Origin of the sequence: Synechococcus sp. MIT S9507 (assembly GCF_047304715.1) — a bacterium.
Lineage (GTDB): Bacteria > Cyanobacteriota > Cyanobacteriia > PCC-6307 > Cyanobiaceae > Synechococcus_C.
In genome coordinates this window covers 1,311,095-1,331,003 of sequence record NZ_CP138970.1, presented here as the reverse complement: position 1 = coordinate 1,331,003, position 19,909 = coordinate 1,311,095, and the positions used below count along the sequence as shown (strand labels likewise).

The following is a 19,909-nucleotide window of genomic DNA, read 5'->3' as shown; positions in this document are numbered from 1 at the left end:
TTCAGGCGGCAGCGCTCAATTGCTCCTGTCGTAGAACGTTGCGGTAATAACCGCGCAGCTGTTCAGTCGCACCTGCCCAGCCCCAGCGTTCCGCCTCATCCCGGGCGGCTCTGCGCAGCGACTGGCGTTCGATGTCGTTTCCGAGCAGGCGACGCGTAGCTGTGATCAGGCTGGCGGCTCCTCCATCACTGCCGTCGGGTTCATACAGACAACCATTCACACCATCGGTGATGATGTCGGGAATCCCTCCACGGTTGGCTCCAACCACCGGGCAACCTGCTGCCATCGCTTCCAGCAGAACGAGTCCAAGAGTTTCCGTGCTGGATGGGAAGAGGAATGCATCACCGCTGGCGTAGGCGCTTGCCAGCTCTTCACCGGCCAGGTAGCCCACGAATGTGGTGGCCGTGTCTTCGAAATGCTTTTCCAGCTGCTGACGATGGGGGCCATCTCCGACCAGGGCCAGTCGCGCATCGGGAAGGGCTTCGAGCACAGGTTTGATGCGCTCGATCTGCTTTTCGGCTGAAAGCCGGCCCACATAGAGCAACAGAGCACCTCGGTCGTCTTGATCGCCCAACAGGCGCTGACGCATGGCATTGCTGCGCAGATCAGGACTGAACAGCTCGGTGTCCACTCCTCGCTGCCAGAGATCCGTGTGCTGAATGCCCTTGTCACTGAGTTCCTGAACCATGGCCGTGGAGGTGCATAAATTCAGAAGGGCCTGGTTGTGGGCGGCTTTCAGCAGTTCCCAAAGCAGTGGCTCGAGCATGCCCATGCCGTAGTGCTCGAGGTACTTGGGAAGATGGGTGTGATAACTGGCAACCAGCGGGATGGACTTGGTCTTGGCCAGCCAGATGCCCCCGAGGCCCAGCACTGCTGGATTGACAACATGGATGAGGTCAGGCTGGAAGGTGTCGATCGCTTCGGAGACAGCCGGTCGCGGTAAAGCCAGTTTCAGCTCCGGATAGAGCGGAAGAGGCATCGCGGGCACTCCGATCAGCCGGGCACCCATGTAGTCCTCCGGACAGCCCTCCGGGCAGAACACCATCACTTCATCACCGGCGTCCACAAGATGCTTCACCGTTTTGGTGAGGCGGGTGACGATGCCGTCGACCTTGGGAAGGAAGGTTTCTGTGAAGAAGGCGATTTTCAAGGGAGGGGCCTGATTCAGGAGGCGGAGCCGATGGCTTGTGCCTGGGTTTTGGTCCAGGCAGAGGTGCAAAGGATGCGGTTGCGATCACAGCGATCGGCGTAACGCGTGGCGATCTCCACCACCTCCTTCAACAGACCATCATCGAGGGTTGTGGGGTTGAGCCCGAGCTCGATGAAACAGCGGTTGTCCACGATCAGGTCGTTTTCAACGGCTTCATTGCGTGGGTTGGGCAGGTGGTTCACCTTGGCTCCGGTGAGGGCTGCCACTTTCTGGGCCAGTTCTCCCACTTGATGGCTCTCGGTCATCTGGTTGAAGATCTTGACCCTTTCACCTTGTGCTGGGGGATTCTCCAGGGCCAGCTGGACGCAGCGCACGGAGTCGCGAATATGGATGAATGCGCGGGTCTGGCCTCCTGTGCCGTGCACAGTGAGTGGATAGCCGATGGCCGCCTGCATGAGGAAGCGGTTGAGCACCGTTCCGTAGTCACCGTCGTAGTCAAAACGGTTGGTCAGGCGTGGGTCTCGATCCGTCGCCTCTGTATTCGTGCCCCAGACAATCCCCTGATGGAGGTCTGTGATCCGGACCTTGTCATTCTTGTTGTAGTAGAGGAACAGCAGCTGATCCAGCGTCTTGGTCATGTGGTAGACGCTGCCAGGGCTTGCTGGGTGAAGAATCTCTTCTTCGAAGCGGCTTCCATCGGGCTGAGGGACCTCCACCTTCAGGTAACCCTCAGGGATGGTGGCGCCTCTGTGTGACCCATACCCGTAGACGCCCATGGTGCCAAGGTGGACGACATGAATGTCCTTGCCGGACTCCACGATGGCGGCCAGCAGATTGTGGGTGCCGTTGACGTTGTTGTCGACGGTGTAGCGCTTGGTTGCGCTGCTTTTCATCGAATAGGGAGCTGCGCGCTGTTCAGCGAAGTGCACCACCGATTCAGGCTTTTCCTGGTTGAGCAGATCAACAAGTCGGTCGTATTCATGAGCAATGTCCATGTGCACAAAGCGCATGGGTTTGCCTCCGGTCTCCTCCCAGGCCTTCAGGCGATCACCGATGTTGGCAATCGGTGTGAGTGATTCAACCTCTAGGTCGATGTCAATCTTGCGGCGGCTCAGGTTGTCCACGATCACCACATCGTGGCCCTGATCCGCCAGATTCACGGCGCAGGGCCAGCCGCAGAAGCCGTCACCACCGAGAACGAGAACTTTCACCCCAAACTCCTGCTGAAGCGTGCGAGCCGCCAATGAGGTGCAAGCTACTACAGGGTTTTCAGCTGATCGCCACGGTCAGGGCCATCAGTGCCACCACCAGCACGGAACCGCTGATGATCAACACCCTTGAGGCACTGCTGCGGCTGGTTTCCTTGGCCATCACCTCCATGCGGGGCTCCTTGGCGAAGGCATTCAGACGTCCACCGTCTTCGGTTGTGACCTGCATGGGTCTTGTGTGACTGGTCGGACCTTATGGGTGCAATTGCTTAACGGCCTCTTTTATGTCGCTTGCTTCATGTCACTTCACCACTCTTTACTTGACCAGACCAAGGGTTGGAGAGCTGGCACTCGCTTGATCCCGTTTCGGCAGTCGGCCTGAAAGGTAAGCGGTGCGGCCGGCTTGAACGGCCTGACCCATGGCTTCAGCCATCGCTGCAGGGTCGCCTGCCAGGGCAATGGCACTGTTCACCAAAACTGCATCGGCACCCATTTCAAGGGCGGCGGCGGCCTCGCTGGGTACCCCGATCCCGGCATCCACCACCACAGGAACACCAGCGTTTTCAATGATCAGGCCGATGTTCGAAGCGTTGAGCAGCCCCTGCCCGGATCCGATCGGCGAGCCCAGTGGCATCACTGTTGCGCAGCCCACTTCTTCAAGCCGTTTGGCGAGCAGCGGATCGGCATTGATGTAAGGCAACACTGTGAACCCCTCCTGTACGAGTTGTTCCGCTGCTTCCAGGGTTCCGAACGGATCCGGCAGAAGGTGCCGGCTGTCGGGAATCACCTCAAGTTTCACAAAGGTGTTGTCTTCCTGTCCCGCCAGCTTGGCCAGCTCACGGCCGAGCCTGGCCACACGTACGGCTTCTTCGGCATTGGCACAGCCTGCTGTATTGGGCAGCATCCAGATGTTTTTCCAGTCAATGGCTTCCATCAGGCCGGCGTGCCCAGCTGCCGAAGTCTGAACGCGTCTGACGGCCACGGTCACCATGTCGCAATCGGAGCGAACAAGGCTTTGCTGCATCGCTTCCAGATTGGGATATTTGCCTGTGCCGGTGAACAGCCTGCTGTTGAACTGCCGACCACCGATCAGAAGTGGGTCGGTGCTGGTCGGGGTTGACGCCATTGAAAATGCTGGGGACTGGTGGGAAACCGGATCGGAAGTTGAACAGGCCACGATCGCGGGACCTACCGTGCGCACAACATCCGTTCTCTTCATATTCATCACTATGGACATGAACGTGCCGATCCAGATTCCGGCGACGTTCGAACCGTCACTACCTCTTGATGCCTCTGTCCTGGAGGAGCCACTACAGCTTGAAGGTTCGGTTCAGCGTTTTGACCCGATCGCAAGGGCTGCCAGTCTCGCAACGTCGATGCCCAGGGAGTGGTGCGGCAGTTACATGTCGTTCACAAGCGGAAACAGCGTCGATGTGAAACTCACCCTGGCAAGTGTTCAGCCCATCGGACAGATGGTTGACCTCAGAGGCAACATGCAGATCGGTGAGATCAGCACGCCCGTGCAGGGCAATCTCAATGCCTCATCTGATCAGGTTGATCTCTTGCCGCTTTCCGGTCAACTCACCAATGACCTTGAACCTGGTGGAAATTACCTCGCTCTGCAAGGAATGACTCTTGCGAGCTGGCAGGCCCCACGACTCACCAATCGCGGTGGCAGTCTCAGTCTGTCTCCAAGCTGCCCTGGATCAGAAGCCCCTGCCGTCAGAGCTCTCTGGTGAGCTGTTGTTTCTCGATTCGATGAATGAGCTGGACTTTCGTCTTTTTACTGCCTTTTCAAGACGTTTGAGTCGGTTTTTGGCTGTTTTGTTCGATGGCTCAAGTTCAAGCACTTTTCGGTAAAGGTCCGCGGCCTCCTCTCTGTTGAGCAGTCGCTCCTGAGCGAACGCGAGATTGTTTAGAGCCACCGGATAGTCAGGCTTCGCTTGAAGAGCGAACTTGTAATGACGTACAGCTCCTGAAAAATCCTTCTGAGCAGCGAGAGAAAATCCCAGAGCGTTCTGGATCAATGCCCTTGCTTCAGATGGCTCCTTGTCGAGGCGTTTGACAGCCTGACGCAATGTTGCTGTCGCCTTGGGATAAAGACGTTTGCGCAGCTGAACACTGGCCAGCTCATACAGATCACCAGCGTCCTTGGACGATGCAGCCCCGGATTGCTCGAGACGGCTCAGCTCTAGTTCATCACGACGAACGCGCAGCAGCTGCCTGCCTGCGATAAACGCGGCAATAGCGAGCAAGCCGATCAGCCCTAGCAGGTAGGTCTGCGGAAGGAAGGAATTCATGAGGGCTGAATGAGATCCCGAGCAGGGACGCTATTCAACCCTGAGTTGCATTCACCACACTGGCGAAGCTGGAGGGGTCTGCCACAGCCATTTGTGCCAGCATTTTGCGATTGAGACGCACGTCGGCTTTTTTGAGACCACCGATCAAGCGGCTGTAACTCACCCCGTTCATGCGTGCCGCTGCATTGATTCTTGCAATCCACAGACGGCGGAAATCGCGCTTGCGCCTGCGCCGGTCGCGATAGGCATTGCAGAGGGCCTTCATCACCCGCTGGTTGGCGGTGCGGAAGAGGGTTCCGTTGCTGCCTTGAAAGCCTTTAGCCAGGCGGAGAATCTTGTTACGACGCTTGCGGGCGACATTGCCTCTTTTGACGCGTGCCATGGGTCTGGAAAAATTGAAGTAAGAAAAATGTGATCGAATCCGTCACTGCTCAATGAGCATGACGCGGATCATGCGTAAGGCATCATCAGAGCCACACGCTCTTCATCGGTGCGGTCAACAACGGCTTTGGTTTTCAGATGACGCTTCAATTTCGGACTTTTGTGGTCCAGCAAGTGATTGTGGAAGGCGCGACGTCGCAGAAATTTGCCAGTGCCTGTTGCTTTGAACCGCTTGGCGGCTGCTTTGCGGGTCTTGAGCTTGGGCATTTCTCTGGCAGCGCGTGGCACAAACGACAAACATAGAACCTCAACCTCCCTTCAGCCAAACGATTTCTTCAAGTTCATGTTCAGTTCAGCTGTCCGGTTCGTGGCAATGCCCCTTTCCTGTTCAGGTGCAGTGCTGAGGGCAGTTCCCTGGATCTGTCTTCCTGCCTGGGTTGCGTCTGGCTGTCAGGCCCAGGTGATCCATCCGCCTGCGCCTCAGTCCGGCGCGTTGGCTGTGCCGACACATCGCGGGGTTCCACTGCCGCCTTCAGCGAAGAATTCCGTTCTCTGGGTGTCTCTTGACGATCATCTCGGCGCAGGAACGCTTGAGGGTCGGTCGGCTCCTCTGGTGACCCTGGTCAGCGCAGGGACTGCCCCTTTGCAGCTCAAGGACCAGGACGGAAACGTTCTGCTGTCATCTGACAGGTTGCGTTTCAGCTGGCGCAGGGTTCCACTGCAGGAGTCACTCGATGTGGCCCGGCGTGTTGCTGGACCGTTCGCGAGTTTCGAGTCTGCCGATCGGATTGCTGAGCGCTGGCGAGATCAGGGGGTCAAGGCTCAGGTGGCTCATCCAGGCGATTGGGAAGTCTGGGCTTCTGCTGATGCGCCGGATCTGGCTGAGGTCCCCCTGCGCGATGTCAGTGAACGCATCAGCACTGTTGTGATGCCGGTGCTCGAAGGGCCCACTGGAGGCCGCACCCTCAAGGGTTCTCTGCGGGTGGATGCTCCCGATGGCATGCGCTGGAAAGGTGGTGTGCTGCGCGGTCCTTTCCGTCTTCAGCCTGATGCCTACGGCAGCTGGACGCTGCTGGAGAAGCTTCCGCTGGAGCGTTATCTCGAGGGGGTTGTGCCCCATGAGATCGGAGCGGGATCCCCAGCGGCGGCTCTGCAGGCTCAGGCTGTGCTGGCTCGCACCTGGGCTTTGGCCAACAGCCATCGTTTTGCGCTGGATGGATATCACCTCTGCAGTGACACCCAATGCCAGGTGTACAGCGATCCACGGCTGGCAAGCCCAGCAGTTCGAGAGGCCATTCGTGCCACTTCCGGTGAAGTGTTGTTGTGGAATGGACTGCCGATTCATGCGGTCTATCACGCCAGCAATGGCGGGGTGAGTGCGCACGCTGAGGAAGCCTGGGCGATGGAGCCGCTTCCCTATGTGCAGGTGCAGGCGGATGGTGTGTCCGCTTGGGGTCAGTCGATTTCCCTGCCTCTGCGCGGTACCCAGGATGTGCAGTCTCTGCTGAATGGCGGGAGTGGTGCCTATGGAGCGAGCCATCCCCGTTTTCGCTGGAGCCGTGTCTACACCGCAGGCCAGCTGGCTCAGGCACTTGTCGCCGCCGGCCAGGGAGATGCCGCCCCGACATCAATGCATGTGCAGAAACGGGGGCCCAGCGGACGGGTCCTTGCTCTTGAGATCGACCGCGATCGTGGAGCAGCTCCTGTGGTGTTGAAGCTGGACGCCATCCGGCGCACCCTGAGCCGCTTGCCCAGCACGTTGTTTGTTGTTGAAGCTGAAGGCATGGGTGTCTGGCGTTTCCAAGGCGGGGGGTTCGGCCATGGAGTGGGGCTGTCCCAGGCAGGTGCGATCGATCTGGCCGATCGAGGCTGGAGTGCTCAGCGGATCCTTCAGCACTATTACCCGGGAACTCAGCTGGGACGATTCTCAGTGCCTGCCGGGTCCGCTGCTGCTGAGGCCCCTTAAAGTCCCATTGTTTCGTCGTGGTGGGAGGGCTGTGGCCGCAGGGATTGGAGATCACCGACGCGGCAAGACGGTCTTCTTCCTTGCCGCCTGTGGCTGGGCTGGTGCGATGCCCCATTGGCTGGATCCATCCCGGAGCCTGATCCCTGCCTTCACTCTGGCGATGCTGCTCGGGGGGTATGCCCTGCGCACCCTGATGAGAGGTCCTGATCAGCAGACCACGCAGAACAACGGCAGCGAATCGAATGATTCCCCGTCCATGTCAGTGGAGGTGTTCCCCACAGTGGATGTGGTGGTTGCTGCACGTGACGAGGAAGCGGTTGTCACACGCCTGGTGGAGCGACTCAGTGCGTTGCGCTACCCGGATGGTCGTCTGACCTTGTGTGTCGTGGACGATGGCAGCGAAGACCGCACTTCCGACTGTCTCGTCGAGCTTCAGACCCGTTTTCCGTCCTTACTTGTGATCAGCCGGCCTCGCAATGCCGGCGGAGGAAAGTCAGGTGCTCTGAACGCCGCTCTGGCTCAGACCCAAGGGGAATGGTTGCTGATTCTTGATGCGGATGCGCAGCTGAATTCCGATCAGCTGGAACGGCTGATGCCCTTTGCCACCAGTGGTGATTGGTCAGCTGTGCAGATGCGTAAAGCGGTGACGAATGCCAGCAGCAATTGGCTGACCCGTGCTCAGGCCATGGAGATGGCCTTTGATGCCCAGCTTCAGGACGGACGGCTTGCAGGTGGTGGTGTGGCGGAATTGCGCGGTAACGGTGAGCTGTTGCGTCGGGATCTGCTGGAGGCCTGCGGTGGTTTCAACGAGGACACCGTGACCGACGATCTGGATCTGAGTTTTCGCTTGATGCTGCAGGGAGCTCGGATTGGCATCCTCTGGGATCCACCCGTACAGGAAGAGGCCGTTGAGTCGCTTCAGGCACTCTGGAAGCAGCGTCAGCGTTGGGCAGAAGGAGGCTTGCAACGCTTTCTTGACTATTGGCCGGGATTGATTTCTGCGCGTCTGACCCCAGCGCAGCGCAGGGACATGGCCTGTTTCTTTCTGCTTCAGTACGCCCTTCCCGTGGTCTCGTGGGCGGATTTGCTGACGAGTGTGATCAGCCGCACAATGCCGGCTTACTGGCCGCTCTCGATCGTGGCTTTCAGCATGTCCGGGGTTGCTTACTGGCGAGGCTGCCGACGCCCAAGTGAAGGGCCTGATCTGCCTTCGCCCGGTCTGTTCAATCTTCTGCTTGGCATTGCTTATCTCAGTCACTGGTTCCTCGTGATTCCCTGGGTCACCCTGCGCATGGCGTTTCTTCCCAAGCGACTGGTCTGGGCGAAAACCACACACAGCGGACAGGACGAGACCCTTCGGGCTTCAGAGCCTGGGATCTAGTTGTTGAGGTCCACGTCCAGAACCTGACCGTTGAAGAAGTCAGCGAAGCGCTTGACCTTTTCATCCATGGCTGAAGGTTCGGGGCGCACCGGGGTGGCCGTTGTTGGTTGAGCCGATGCGGCTCCAGTGCCAGGCTGGATGGATGTTGCCTGGCTGGCGGCAATTGGGGGAGCTGCAGCAGCCGGCGGTTGATGGGCAGAGGTTGGGGTCGATTGGCTTGCAGGAGATGCTGCTTTGTCAGCTACCTCAGTAGGCGACTGGCCGGGTGGAGGCAGTTGAAGGCCGCTGCTGGGAGCTGGTGCAGGCGGTGATGCCGTTTTTGGTGCAGGTGTGCGGGGCATGGCGGCCATGGGTGCTGCGCCTCCATGGTTTTCGAGTACCAGCTGACGATTACCTCCCATGGCCGTTGCAATCGCTTTTTCCAGCAAGGTTGCGCGGCTCTGCACCATTCCCATCCAGTTCCCGGAGACCTGCACGACGGCGCGGTGGCTGTCAATCCGGACCAGCCGGGCCTGCTGAGACAGCAGCATGCGCGTGGAGGGAAGTTCCAGACTGGCCAGGATTTGTTGCCAGAGCTCTCCAAGGTCTTCGCTTGGGGAAGGAGTGCTTGCAGCTGCAACTGCTGGGGGCTCGGATGCTGCGGCTTCCTGTGAAGGAGGCGAGTGGGTGTTGGACGTATCGGGAAGGCTCACCGCTGGCTGGGCTGTTGAGGCATCGGTCACTGAGGAAACGCCTGTTGCAGCGCTGGCTGCCGAAGCGACCGCTGGTGCCTGTGCAGGGGCCGGTGTTGGAACAGCTGCTGAACTCGCTTGAACTGGTGCCGGTGATGAGGTTGCTGCGCTTGTTGCGGCAGCTGGTTCAGCCAGCAGACCGAGCAGCAGCACCTCCAGCCAGAGGCGCGGCTGAACGCTCTGGCGCAGCTGTTGTTCAGCACCTCGGAGCTGTGACTGCCATTGCAGCAATCGGGCACGGCCAATGGATTTGGCTAGGCCAGGTAGTTGATCGCGGAACTGGGGAGACACCCCGGTCAGCTCAGGGCGGTCCGGTGCGGCAGCCATGAGCACGAGATCTCGCAGAATCCCTGCCAGGCCCTGCAGTACCGAGCCCGCATCACGGCCGCGATCCAGCAGCTTTCTGCTCGCTTCCAGCAGCATCACCGGTTCGTTGGTGCTCATGGCCTTCACCAGTTCCAGCAGCTCCTGTTCAGGAACTGCTCCCAGCAAATCCCATACCGCTCCGGCTTCGATGGGTCCTGGCAGCAGGCTGAGCTGATCCAGCAGGCTCTCTGCATCGCGCAAGCCGCCCTGGGCTCTCTGGGCCACCACATGCAGAGCTTCCGGTTGGATGGGGATCGATTCCTCTTTTGCGATCCAGTGCAGGTGTTGCTCCAGCGCATCGAGAGGGATGCGCCTGAAGTCGAATCGCTGGCAGCGGCTGAGGATGGTGGGCAGAACTCTCTGCGGGTCGGTTGTGGCCAGCACGAACACCACCTGTGGAGGTGGTTCCTCAAGGGTCTTGAGCAGTGCATTGAATGCAGCGGTGGAGAGCATGTGACATTCGTCGACCACATAAACCTTCCAGCGCGCCTGCACCGGAGCGAACCTCGAGCGCTCGATCAGGTCGCGGATGTTGTCAACGCCGGTGTTGGAGGCGGCATCGATTTCAATCACATCGAGCGCTGTGCCTGCGGCGATTGAGCTGCAGACTTCGCAGTTGCCGCAGGGCTCGGGCGTCGGTCCGTTGTTGCTGAGGCAGTTGAGTGAACGGGCCAGGATTCGGGCGCTGGAGGTTTTACCTGTTCCGCGAGGGCCGCTGAAGAGATAGGCCGGTGCTATGCGTCCGCTGCGCAGGGCATGGCCGAGGGTCGCCGCGATCGCCTCCTGTCCCACCAGCTGATCAAGCCGTTGGGGCCGGTACTTGTGATGCAGTGGCTGGTACGGCTGGCTCATGCACTGCCGGCAAGACGTTGAGGCTACCGAGGTTCTGGTTCTGAAACTGTGTCTTCTTCCCGAGAGGTCTCATCCAGCAGTGCATGGAGCTTGTCTTCCATGTCTTCGACGGCTGCAAGTTCATCGGCGATGCTTCTGCCAGTGAGCAACAACTGCCGGCTGCGTCGGTCGACGCGCTCATCGGCCCCCTGTCCAGGCATTCCCTGCATCCAGGTCTCCGCCTGTTCCAGGGTGCTGTCCAGTTTCTGCATCAAACGGATTCGCAGTTTCTGCAGTTGTTCCAGAGCTCGCAGGGCGCGTTCACGTGACTGTTCATCGATTACTCCCTTGCGCAGCAACAGACCCAGCCCTGTGAGCAGGGCCGCCGGCATCAGCTGGCCGAATGCCAATGCACCGAGGCTGCCTGTATGAAGCCAGTCCTCCACTTGTCCGCTCCTGTGCCGCCCTGTTTTGCACCAGTTGGCGAAGTGCTCGCAATTGTTGAACAGCAGGTTGTAGTTCTGTTCGCCAATCCTGCTCATGGCTCTTCTCAGGGTCACCCCTGCCGGTGATGCCTGTTCATGGCTCACCATGCTCACTTCCTGCCCTCGGCAGAACTCTTCAAGGGGGCTGCGCAGGATTTCCCGACCCTCTAGGTAGTGGGCGACCGTGCCATCACCAAGATCGATGCCGTGGTGAAGAAACAGACCGTGCTGACGGGGAACCCTCAGATGGTCGGCGGTGGCCATGGCCGTGATGACGGGCTCATTTGAGTCTGTCGTGGAGTTCCCTCTCAGTCAGTGGGGGTCTTCCGAACCGCAGTGGTTGGCTCCGATCAGGCTGACTCCTGCTGGCGATCCTTGCCGGGAAGAGGCAGCACTTTGCCGCCTGTGTGTTCCTCCACCATGGCGCGGGTGATTGTGAAGCCCGGCACGTTTTTGCGCGAGGGGAGCTCGTACATGAGATCGAGCATCAGCTCTTCAACAATGCCGCGCAAGGCTCTGGCACCGGTCTTGCGTCGATGAGCCTCCTGAGCGATGGCTTCGATGGCGCCTGCCTCGAAGTCAAGTTTCACGTTGTCCATGCTCAACAGTGTTCGGAACTGCTTGACCAGTGCATCCCTCGGTTCGGTGAGGATGGATTCCAGGGCATGTTCGTCGAGTGGATCAAGGACGGCACTCACCGGCATGCGGCCGATGAACTCGGGAATCAGTCCGTACTTCACAAGATCATCAGGCTCGAGATGACGCAGCACCTGTGAAGCCTGAAGATCGCGTGTGGCCTTGCCGCGACCGCGGCCGTCGCTGGGCACGAAGCCAATGGCGTTGCGGCCCATGCGTTTCTGCACCACATCGTCCAATCCCACGAACGCACCACCACAGATGAACAGGATCTGGCTGGTGTCGATCTGGATGCAGTCCTGATACGGATGCTTGCGGCCGCCCTGCGGTGGCACATTGGCGACGGTGCCTTCCAGCATCTTGAGCAGTGCCTGCTGAACCCCTTCTCCTGAGACATCCCTGGTGATCGATGGGTTTTCGCTCTTGCGGGCGATCTTGTCGATTTCGTCGATGTAGATGATCCCCCGTTGGGCCAGATCCACATCCATGTCGGCTTTCTGCAGCAGTCTCAGCAGGATGTTCTCCACGTCTTCACCTACATAGCCCGCTTCCGTGAGGGTGGTGGCGTCGGCGACGGCGAAGGGCACATCCAGCATCTCCGCCAGGGTCTGGGCAAGCAGCGTCTTGCCACAGCCAGTTGGGCCGATCAGAAGAATGTTTGATTTGTGCAACCTGGTGGCGGTCTGTTCCGTCTCACCTTTGCCATCGCCCTGCCAGGCCAGGCGCTTGTAGTGGTTGTACACAGCCACCGACATGACTTTCTTGGCGGCGTCCTGTCCCACGACCTGCTGGTCAAGGAAACCCTTGATCTCCTGTGGTTTGGGAATGGAGGCGAGGGTCGGGGCAGGTTTTGTGGTCTTGCGGGTCTGGTTTGAGCCGCTCTTTCGCGTCGGCTCACTTCCCTGCCTGTCACCGCCTTGCGCGTCAATCAGCTCCTCATCGAGGATCTCGTTGCAGAGATCGATGCATTCATCGCAGATGTAGACACCGGGGCCTGCAATCAGCTTGCGAACTTGCTCCTGGGACTTTCCGCAGAAGGAGCACTTCAGATGGGCGTCGAACTTGGCCATCGGGCGCTTCGCAGGTCAGTCGGAACACGGGTCTGGATTGGAAGGATCTCAACCCAGATACTGAGGATCGCGACAGAACGGGCTGATGTCAGCCCTCCGTAACGATTTCTCCGTCTCCGAAACTGTCCACCACACGATCGATCAGGCCGTAATCGACGGCTTCTGCTGGAGACATGAAATTGTCACGGTCCGTGTCCTCGGTAATCTTCTCCAAGGGCTGGCTGGTGTGATCGGCCATCAGGCCGTTAAGGGTCTGCTTGAGGAACAGGATTTCCTTGGCCTGAATTTCAATGTCCACAGCCTGTCCCTGGGCACCACCGAGGGGTTGGTGAATCATGATCCGTGCATTGGGAAGTGCCAGCCGCTTGCCTTTGGCACCTCCTGACAGCAGGAAGGCTCCCATCGAGGCTGCCAGGCCGTAGCAGATGGTGACAATGTCTGGTGCCACTTGCTGCATGGTGTCGTAGATCGCCAGACCGGCAGTGACCGAACCACCCGGAGAGTTGATGTAGATCTGAATGTCCTTCTCAGGATCTTCCGCTTCCAGAAACAGCAGCTGAGCAACAAGGGCGTCCGCCACCTGATCGTCGACACCGGTGCCGAGAAAGATGATCCGCTCGCGCAGCAGCCTGGAGTAGATGTCAAAGGCTCGATCTCCTCGACCTGACTGTTCAACCACAGTCGGTAGCACCCCAGGAGCTGCCTGAGGATGCTGCGAGACAGGCTGAATGCCCCGCCAGCGGTTCTGAATCGGATGGTGACTGCGATCGTCGATCACTCGGCGGCTGGCGGGCTTTGCATGCAATCTATGGCTGGAGATCAGGCTTCGGCGCCATCACTGTCTTTCTTGGCGATTTTCGCCTTGGTTGTTTTTTTCTTTTCAGCGGGTTTGGCGCTCTTGGCCGCGGCCTTCTTTGTTGCTTCTTTTTCTGCTTTCGCAGAGTCTTCTGGAGCCTTGTCAGTGACGGTGCTGTTCTCTTCCAGCCAACCCAGCAGCTTCTCCTGGAGCAGATCGTCAAGCACGGCCTGACGCAGACGCTCGGGGTCGATGTCGCGCTCGCCGGAGAGCTGTTGCTTCACGTCCTCGAGCTTGGTGTCGATGTCACTGTCTTCGACAGTGAGCTTTTCACTCTCTGCCAGGGCCGTTAAGGCAAGGCTTCGGCGCAGGCGCTCCTCAGCTTCTGGCCGTGAAGAGTCCATCAGGTTGCGGACCAGTTCGGGAGTGAACAGAGATTTCACATCCATTCCCTGCTGGGCGAACTGTCCAGCGGTCTGTTCCACCAGATTGCGAACCTCTTGCTGGATCAGGCTCTCAGGAAGCTCAACCTCCAGCTGCTCCACCAAAGCTGCCAGCAGGGCGTCGTGCCGGTTGCTGCGTGATCGACGCTCGGCATCTTCCTTCAGACGCTTTTCAAGGTCGCTGCGCAGATCGGCCAGGGATTCCTGTTCGCTGGCCTGCTTGGCGAACTCATCGTTCAGCTCAGGCAGCTCGCGGGTCTTGAGGTCCTTCAGTTCGATCTCGAAGCTGGCCTTGCGACCGCGCGCATCTTCCTTGGGGTAGTCATCGGGGAATGTGCAGTCCACAGTTTTGCTGTCTCCGATCGCCATTCCCACCACGCCTTCAATGAAGCCGGGGATCATGCGGCCATGCTCGAGATCCACATCCATGGAATCGGAGCTGCCGCCCTCAATTTCACTGCCGTCATCGCTGTAGGTGCCCTTGAAGCCAACCACAGCGATGTCTCCCTTCTCCGCTTTGCGTCCTTCCACGGGAATCACGGTGGCCAGCTGGCGACGTGAATCTTCGAGCATTTCATCCAAGCGGGCCGGGTCGTAGCTGACGCTCTCTGCTTCAGCCTTCAAACCCTTTGTGCTCTTCAGCTTCGGTGTCGGAGCCACATCGGTTTCCAACGTCACCGTGAGGCCTTTTCCGGGCTTGAAGCTTTCCAGCAGTTCATCGAAACCGCCGCTTAGTTCGGGCTGGCCAAGGGCTTCTATCGTTTCCTGCTCGAGCGCATCGCGCCAGACGCTGTCAACCAGTGTTTCCAGCGCTGTGGCGCGGATCCGCAGAGCGCCTAGCTGTTGCACCAAGACAGTGCGGGGGACCTTGCCCTTGCGGAATCCCGGAAGATTGACGGTGCGGCTCAGTCGCTTGATTGCTTCCTCGTAACTGGCCTCACAGCGTTCCGCAGGAACAACGACCTCCACAGCCATTCGGCTGCCGGGACGGGAGGACGTGGAAACCTTCAGGCTGGCGGCACTCATCGGCTGGGTCACGGGTACAAGCAGCCCAACACATTAATTAAGTGCCTGACCATCACCCCCGCGTAAGCTGATATGTAGGAAAAGCCACACCCAGGCTTCAAGTGTTCAGGGTTTTTGCAGCCGTTGGTTGCACCACCTGCCCGTCTATCTCTGTTTCCCGTCCGTTTGACCCCAGTTCACCCTTTACCGAATCGACCTTTGACTGTGGCCGTTCTCGGTGCCAGTGGTGCGGTTGGGCAGGAATTGCTTCAGCTGCTTCAGGAGCGCAATTTTCCTGTTAGTGAGCTGCGTCTGCTGGCCTCTGCCCGTTCCGCCGGGCAGATCTGTCAATGGAACGGACAGGCGATCGCGGTTCAGGAAGTCAGCGAGTCTTCGTTTCAGGATGTCGATCTGGTTCTCGCATCCGCTGGCGGTTCGGTGTCGCGCCAATGGCGTGAAGCGGTTGTGTCCGCTGGTGCCGTGATGGTGGATAACTCCAGTGCCTTCCGCATGGACGACGACGTGCCCCTTGTGGTTCCTGAGGTGAATCCGCAGGCTGCTGCTGAGCACAATGGTGTGATCGCCAATCCCAACTGCACCACCATCCTGCTCACGCTGGCTCTGGCCCCTCTTGCTGCGAAGCGTTCGATGCACAGGGTGGTTGTGAGCACCTATCAGTCAGCGAGTGGTGCCGGAGCCAGGGCCATGGAGGAACTGAAGGACCTCTCCCGTGTGGTTCTCGATGGCGGCACACCCAACAGTGAGGTTCTTCCCCACTCATTGGCTTTCAACCTTTTTCTGCACAACTCACCGTTGCAGTCCAACAGTTACTGCGAAGAGGAAATGAAGATGGTTCATGAAACCCGCAAGATCATGGGTTTGCCCGGGCTTCGCTTTACGGCAACGTGTGTGAGGGTCCCGGTTCTGCGTGCCCATTCAGAAGCGGTCAATGTGGAATTCGCAGAGCCTTTCCCGGTGAAGGAAGCACGGGAGCTGCTCGCGGCTGCTCCGGGGGTGGAACTGCTCGAAGACCCTGCCAGCAATCGCTTTCCCATGCCGACGGATGTGACCGGCCGTGATCCAGTTGTTGTGGGGAGGATTCGACAGGACATCAGTGAAGAGAACGCACTTGAGTTTTGGCTTTGTGGAGATCAGATCCGCAAAGGTGCGGCGCTCAATGCCATCCAGATCGCTGAACTGCTGTTGCCCGCTGCCTGAACTCCATGAGCACCGCTGCAGAACTTTCCCCCACTCCCTTCGGTCGTTTAGTGACGGCCATGGTGACCCCCTTTGATTCAGAGGGCGGTGTGGATCTGGCGCTCGCCGGTCGTCTGGCGCGTCATCTGGTGGATGAGGGGTCGGAAGCCCTCGTGGTGTGCGGCACCACCGGAGAATCCCCCACGCTCAGCTGGAGCGAGCAACTGAAGATGTTCGAGGCGGTGCGGCAGGCTGTGGGCTCTGGTGTGAGTGTGCTGGCGGGAACCGGCAGTAACTGCACGCGCGAGGCTGTTGAGGCCACCAGGGAAGCTGCGGCAGCTGGCGCCGATGGAGCTCTTGTGGTGGTGCCTTACTACAACAAGCCACCTCAGGACGGGATTGAAGCCCATTTCCGGGCCATTGCTGAGGCTGCGTCTGACCTGCCTCTGATGCTTTACAACATTCCCGGCAGGACCGGTTGCAACATGCAGCCGTCCTCAGTTGCCAGGCTGATGAATTGCGCCAATGTGGTGAGCTTCAAGGCAGCCAGTGGAACCACCGAAGAAGTCTCCCAGTTACGACAGGCCTGCGGTCATCGTCTCGCGATCTACAGCGGCGATGACGCCCTCACGCTGCCGATGCTTTCGGTGGGCGCCGTGGGAGTTGTCAGTGTCGCCAGCCATCTGGTGGGCCGCCGACTGCGCAAGATGATCGAGGCTTACCTGGCTGGTCAGAACGCAGTTGCTCTCTCGCACCATGAGCAGTTACTCCCCCTGTTCAAGGCTCTGTTTGCCACCACCAATCCGATACCTGTCAAAGCCGCTCTCGAGTTGGGAGGCTGGCCTGTGGGTGCTCCCCGACTTCCCCTCGTTCCGCTGGAGCCTGCCATGCGCGTTGCCCTGTCCGAAGCCCTTGATGCCCTGCGTCAGACCTGACGCCAAGGCTGCCGACAGCGCTGATATGCGCCTCCCTGATTGATTTTTTCCATACGCAAGCGATCCCATGACCGTCACAACTTCCAAGACCAAGCAACCCACCCTGAGAGTGATTCCTCTCGGAGGACTGCACGAAATCGGCAAGAACACCTGCGTTTTTGAGTATGGCGATGATCTGATGCTGGTTGATGCCGGCCTCGCCTTTCCAAGCGACGGCATGCATGGGGTGAACGTGGTTTTGCCTGATACCAGCTTTCTGCGCGAGAACCAGAAGCGCATCCGCGGCATGATCGTCACCCATGGTCATGAAGACCACATTGGTGGGATCGCCCACCATCTCAAGCACTTCAACATTCCAGTGATCTACGGGCCGCGCCTGGCTCTTTCGATGCTCACCGGAAAGATGGATGAGGCTGGCGTCGCCGATCGAACCACCCTTCAGACCGTCGGACCTCGCGATGTGGTGAAGCTGGGTCAGCACTTTTCAGTGGAATTCATCCGTAACACCCACTCGATGGCCGACAGCTTTTCGCTGGCCATCTCCACACCGGTCGGAACAATCATCTTCACGGGTGACTTCAAGTTCGATCACACCCCTGTTGATGGTGAGCACTTTGATCTGGCTCGTCTGGCTCACCATGGCGACAAGGGAGTGCTCTGCCTGTTCAGCGATTCCACCAATGCAGAGGTGCCGGGTTTCTGTCCTCCCGAGCGGTCTGTGTTCTCCAATCTTGACCGTCATATCGCCGAGGCCGAAGGCCGCGTGATTGTCACCACTTTCGCCAGTTCAATCCATCGTGTGTCGATGATTCTTGAGCTTGCTCTCAAGAACGGCCGCAAGGTTGGTTTGCTGGGTCGTTCCATGCTCAACGTGATCGCCAAGGCTCGCGAGCTGGGCTACATGCGAGCCCCTGACGAGCTGTTTGTGCCGATCAAGCAGATCAACAACGTCTCCGACCGCGAAACCCTGCTGCTGATGACCGGCAGTCAGGGCGAGCCTCTTGCTGCACTGAGCCGCATCTCCCGTGGCGAACACCCTCAGGTGCGAGTCAAGACCTCAGACACGATAATTTTTTCTGCGAGTCCGATCCCAGGCAACACCATTTCAGTGGTGAACACGATCGACCGTCTGATGATGCTGGGGGCCAAGGTGGTCTACGGCAAAGGCGAGGGCATTCACGTCTCAGGCCATGGCTTCCAGGAGGACCAGAAGTTGATGCTCGCTCTCACCCGACCGAAATTTTTCGTGCCTGTGCATGGTGAGCACCGCATGCTGGTGCGTCATGCCAGGACCGGTCATGCCATGGGTGTTCCCGAGAACAACACCCTGATCATCGATAACGGCGATGTTGTTGAGCTCACCGCAGACTCCATTACCAAGTCGGATCCGGTGAAGGCCGGGATCGAGCTGCTTGATCAGTCGCGCAACGGCATCGTTGATGCCCGCGTGCTTAAAGAGCGCCAGCAACTGGCGGAAGACGGCATCGTCACAATCCTGGCCGCCATCAGCACTGACGGAGCCATGGTGGCTCCTCCTCGTGTGAATCTTCGCGGTGTCGTCACGACGGCTGATGCTCGCAAGATGTCGCTGTGGACGGAACGCGAAATCAAATGGGTGCTCGAGAACCGGTGGAAGCAACTCACCCGCAACACCGGTGGCAAGGCCCCGGATGTCGACTGGATGGGTGTGCAGCGAGAGGTGGAGGTCGGCCTCAGCCGCCGAATGCGCCGTGAACTTCAGGTGGAGCCTTTGATTCTCTGTCTGGTGCAGCCTGCACCTGGTGGAACACCTGTATACAAAGGTCGTGCGGACGCCGAGCCAGATGATCGTCCGGCGCCCCGTGGACGTGGTGGACGCCACGGAGGCGGTCATGGTGGTGGTCGACACGGTGGAGGCCGAGATCGCAACCGAGAAGCCACCCCCGCGCGGGTGATCACGACAGCCCGTTCTGCGGCTGTGGAGGCCAAGTCGGCCCCAGCCAAGGAACCTGTGGCAGCAGCTTCGAAAGCCCCTGCGCCTGCCAAAGTTCCTGCACCAGCAGCTTCAGCTCCAGCAGTCGACCAGGAGAACATGCCTGCTGGCCGTACCCGTCGCCGTCGCTCAGCTGCGGCGTAAGGCTGCCAGCAGCCACGCCCACCTGGCTTTTGCCGCATTGCTGCCCGCATCACGTTTGGATGGAGTCGCTGGTTGATCGGGCAGCTTGACGCGCAGCCTGCCCGTCTCCAGGCGTTGCTTCAGTGCCTGCTTGATCAGCGGATCTTCCACACAATCAGTCTGCGAGTGCTCGATCTGATTTTTTTCTGGTGATGGGGTTTGAGCTTCTGTTTGAGCTCCTGAGCTGGCAAGCATCGGACCAGACTGCTTGGAGATGCCCATTTCCATCTCTTGTTTGTGTCGCGAGTTGTGCTCGATGGCTTCAGTTTTGATGGCTGTTGATGCACTGGCTTTTAATGCATCGGCTGTCGTTGCGATGGCTTTTGTTGAGGTGGCTGTTGTTGAGATGGCTGTTTCTGTTTGCCCGTGAGACGAATCAGCCAGCCATGGAGTTGCTGTTGAGACTTCTGCGGTCTCTGACTGATCCGGTTGGCTCGAGTCGCAAGATTGTTTCAGGAAGGGATCACGAATCAGCTCTGGGGAACCCGCGACCGGGGAAGATTCAGTGTCTGGATTTGTTGGAGCTGCAATCCCTGGTTCAGCCTGGATCTCAGCTGGCTGGTTTTCTCGGGATCGTTCAAGACCCTGCTCGGCTAGATCTCGCAGTGTGTCCTGCGGGTTGCTGGCCAGGACCAGTTCGTAATAGCCGCGCGCCTGATCTGTTTCGTTGAGGCCATACAGATGGATATGGCCTGCCAGCAGAGCAACGAATGCCCGCCAGGCCAGCGTCGCTTGCCGCTCATTGCCTGACTCTGGAAGAGGTTCGAGCTGATCGAGCAGATCCAGAACGGTGCTGCGCGCTGTCTGGAAGTCCCCAGCTGCATAGGCCTGTTCAGCGGCGAGATAGTTGCTCTGAAAGTCGCCGTCCAAATG

19 protein-coding genes are annotated in these 19,909 nt (G+C 59.1%); 6 read left to right on the top strand and 13 right to left on the bottom strand.

Annotation, left to right across the window (positions count from 1 at the left end):
* Window position 1 precedes the first annotated feature (1 nt).
* The 4 genes from SIB83_RS07015 to SIB83_RS07000 form a co-directional block, all read right to left on the bottom strand.
* Window positions 2-1,150: a glycosyltransferase family 4 protein gene (locus SIB83_RS07015; protein ID WP_413747205.1), complete on the bottom strand. Its 1,149-nt coding sequence runs from the start codon at window positions 1,148-1,150 to the stop codon at window positions 2-4.
* A gap of 14 nt (window positions 1,151-1,164) precedes the next feature.
* Window positions 1,165-2,361 carry an NAD-dependent epimerase/dehydratase family protein gene (locus SIB83_RS07010; RefSeq protein WP_413406176.1) on the bottom strand — a complete coding sequence of 399 codons (1,197 nt, stop codon included), beginning with the start codon at window positions 2,359-2,361 and terminating at the stop codon, window positions 1,165-1,167.
* Window positions 2,362-2,419: 58 nt separating this feature from the next.
* The gene (gene psb34 / locus SIB83_RS07005; protein ID WP_114990452.1) at window positions 2,420-2,587 is read right to left on the bottom strand and encodes a photosystem II assembly protein Psb34; all 168 of its coding nucleotides are present in this window, start codon (window positions 2,585-2,587) and stop codon (window positions 2,420-2,422) included.
* A gap of 87 nt (window positions 2,588-2,674) precedes the next feature.
* On the bottom strand, window positions 2,675-3,484 hold the full coding sequence (locus SIB83_RS07000) for a thiazole synthase (RefSeq protein ID WP_413747204.1): 810 nt from the start codon (window positions 3,482-3,484) through the stop codon (window positions 2,675-2,677).
* On the opposite strand from SIB83_RS07000, the gene SIB83_RS06995 reads away from it, so the two are divergent.
* Complete coding sequence (locus tag SIB83_RS06995; protein WP_413747203.1) at window positions 3,462-4,097, top strand: hypothetical protein; 636 nt, start codon at window positions 3,462-3,464, stop codon at window positions 4,095-4,097. The genes SIB83_RS07000 and SIB83_RS06995 overlap by 23 nt on opposite strands.
* Here the strand turns inward: SIB83_RS06995 and SIB83_RS06990 are convergent.
* From SIB83_RS06990 to rpmI, 3 genes are all read right to left on the bottom strand, one after another.
* Window positions 4,065-4,658, bottom strand: a complete 594-nt coding sequence (locus tag SIB83_RS06990; RefSeq protein ID WP_413747202.1) for a tetratricopeptide repeat protein — start codon at window positions 4,656-4,658, stop codon at window positions 4,065-4,067. The genes SIB83_RS06995 and SIB83_RS06990 overlap by 33 nt on opposite strands.
* A gap of 34 nt (window positions 4,659-4,692) precedes the next feature.
* Entirely contained in the window at window positions 4,693-5,040 is a 348-nt protein-coding gene (gene rplT / locus SIB83_RS06985; protein ID WP_413404545.1) for a 50S ribosomal protein L20, read from the bottom strand.
* 68 nt (window positions 5,041-5,108) lie between these two features.
* A complete protein-coding gene (rpmI, locus tag SIB83_RS06980) occupies window positions 5,109-5,306 on the bottom strand; it encodes a 50S ribosomal protein L35 (protein ID WP_066908876.1) in 198 nt (65 codons plus the stop codon).
* Between the two features lie 106 nt (window positions 5,307-5,412).
* Here rpmI and SIB83_RS06975 point away from each other — a divergent pair, with 106 nt between their 5' ends.
* Together SIB83_RS06975 and SIB83_RS06970 are read left to right on the top strand one after the other, a co-directional pair.
* Complete coding sequence (locus SIB83_RS06975; RefSeq protein WP_413747201.1) at window positions 5,413-7,005, top strand: SpoIID/LytB domain-containing protein; 1,593 nt, start codon at window positions 5,413-5,415, stop codon at window positions 7,003-7,005.
* A gap of 31 nt (window positions 7,006-7,036) precedes the next feature.
* Entirely contained in the window at window positions 7,037-8,386 is a 1,350-nt protein-coding gene (locus tag SIB83_RS06970) for a glycosyltransferase (RefSeq protein ID WP_413747200.1), read from the top strand.
* On the opposite strand, the gene SIB83_RS06965 is transcribed toward SIB83_RS06970, so the two are convergent.
* The 5 genes from SIB83_RS06965 to tig form a co-directional block, all read right to left on the bottom strand.
* Window positions 8,383-10,335, bottom strand: a complete 1,953-nt coding sequence (locus tag SIB83_RS06965; protein WP_413747199.1) for a DNA polymerase III subunit gamma/tau — start codon at window positions 10,333-10,335, stop codon at window positions 8,383-8,385. The genes SIB83_RS06970 and SIB83_RS06965 overlap by 4 nt on opposite strands.
* Window positions 10,336-10,358: 23 nt before the next feature.
* Window positions 10,359-11,063 carry a lecithin retinol acyltransferase family protein gene (locus SIB83_RS06960; RefSeq protein ID WP_413404539.1) on the bottom strand — a complete coding sequence of 235 codons (705 nt, stop codon included), beginning with the start codon at window positions 11,061-11,063 and terminating at the stop codon, window positions 10,359-10,361.
* Window positions 11,064-11,149: 86 nt separating this feature from the next.
* Window positions 11,150-12,505: an ATP-dependent protease ATP-binding subunit ClpX gene (gene clpX, locus SIB83_RS06955; RefSeq protein WP_413747198.1), complete on the bottom strand. Its 1,356-nt coding sequence runs from the start codon at window positions 12,503-12,505 to the stop codon at window positions 11,150-11,152.
* An 88-nt stretch (window positions 12,506-12,593) separates the two neighbouring features.
* Complete coding sequence (gene clpP / locus SIB83_RS06950; protein ID WP_413747197.1) at window positions 12,594-13,283, bottom strand: ATP-dependent Clp endopeptidase proteolytic subunit ClpP; 690 nt, start codon at window positions 13,281-13,283, stop codon at window positions 12,594-12,596.
* 41 nt (window positions 13,284-13,324) lie between these two features.
* Window positions 13,325-14,770, bottom strand: coding sequence for a trigger factor (tig, locus tag SIB83_RS06945; protein WP_413747315.1), 1,446 nt, complete (start codon window positions 14,768-14,770; stop codon window positions 13,325-13,327).
* 165 nt (window positions 14,771-14,935) lie between these two features.
* Here tig and SIB83_RS06940 point away from each other — a divergent pair, with 165 nt between their 5' ends.
* The 3 genes from SIB83_RS06940 (at window position 14,936) to SIB83_RS06930 (ending at window position 18,997) form a co-directional block, all read left to right on the top strand.
* Window positions 14,936-15,967, top strand: coding sequence for an aspartate-semialdehyde dehydrogenase (locus SIB83_RS06940; RefSeq protein WP_413747196.1), 1,032 nt, complete (start codon window positions 14,936-14,938; stop codon window positions 15,965-15,967).
* Window positions 15,968-15,972: 5 nt separating this feature from the next.
* Entirely contained in the window at window positions 15,973-16,881 is a 909-nt protein-coding gene (gene dapA / locus SIB83_RS06935; protein ID WP_413747195.1) for a 4-hydroxy-tetrahydrodipicolinate synthase, read from the top strand.
* Between the two features lie 67 nt (window positions 16,882-16,948).
* The gene (locus SIB83_RS06930) at window positions 16,949-18,997 is read left to right on the top strand and encodes a ribonuclease J (protein ID WP_413747194.1); all 2,049 of its coding nucleotides are present in this window, start codon (window positions 16,949-16,951) and stop codon (window positions 18,995-18,997) included.
* Here the strand turns inward: SIB83_RS06930 and SIB83_RS06925 are convergent.
* Window positions 18,983-19,906 (bottom strand): hypothetical protein, encoded by a 924-nt coding sequence (locus SIB83_RS06925; protein ID WP_413747193.1) that lies wholly within the window; start codon window positions 19,904-19,906, stop codon window positions 18,983-18,985. The genes SIB83_RS06930 and SIB83_RS06925 overlap by 15 nt on opposite strands.
* Between the last annotated feature and the right edge of the window lie 3 nt (window positions 19,907-19,909).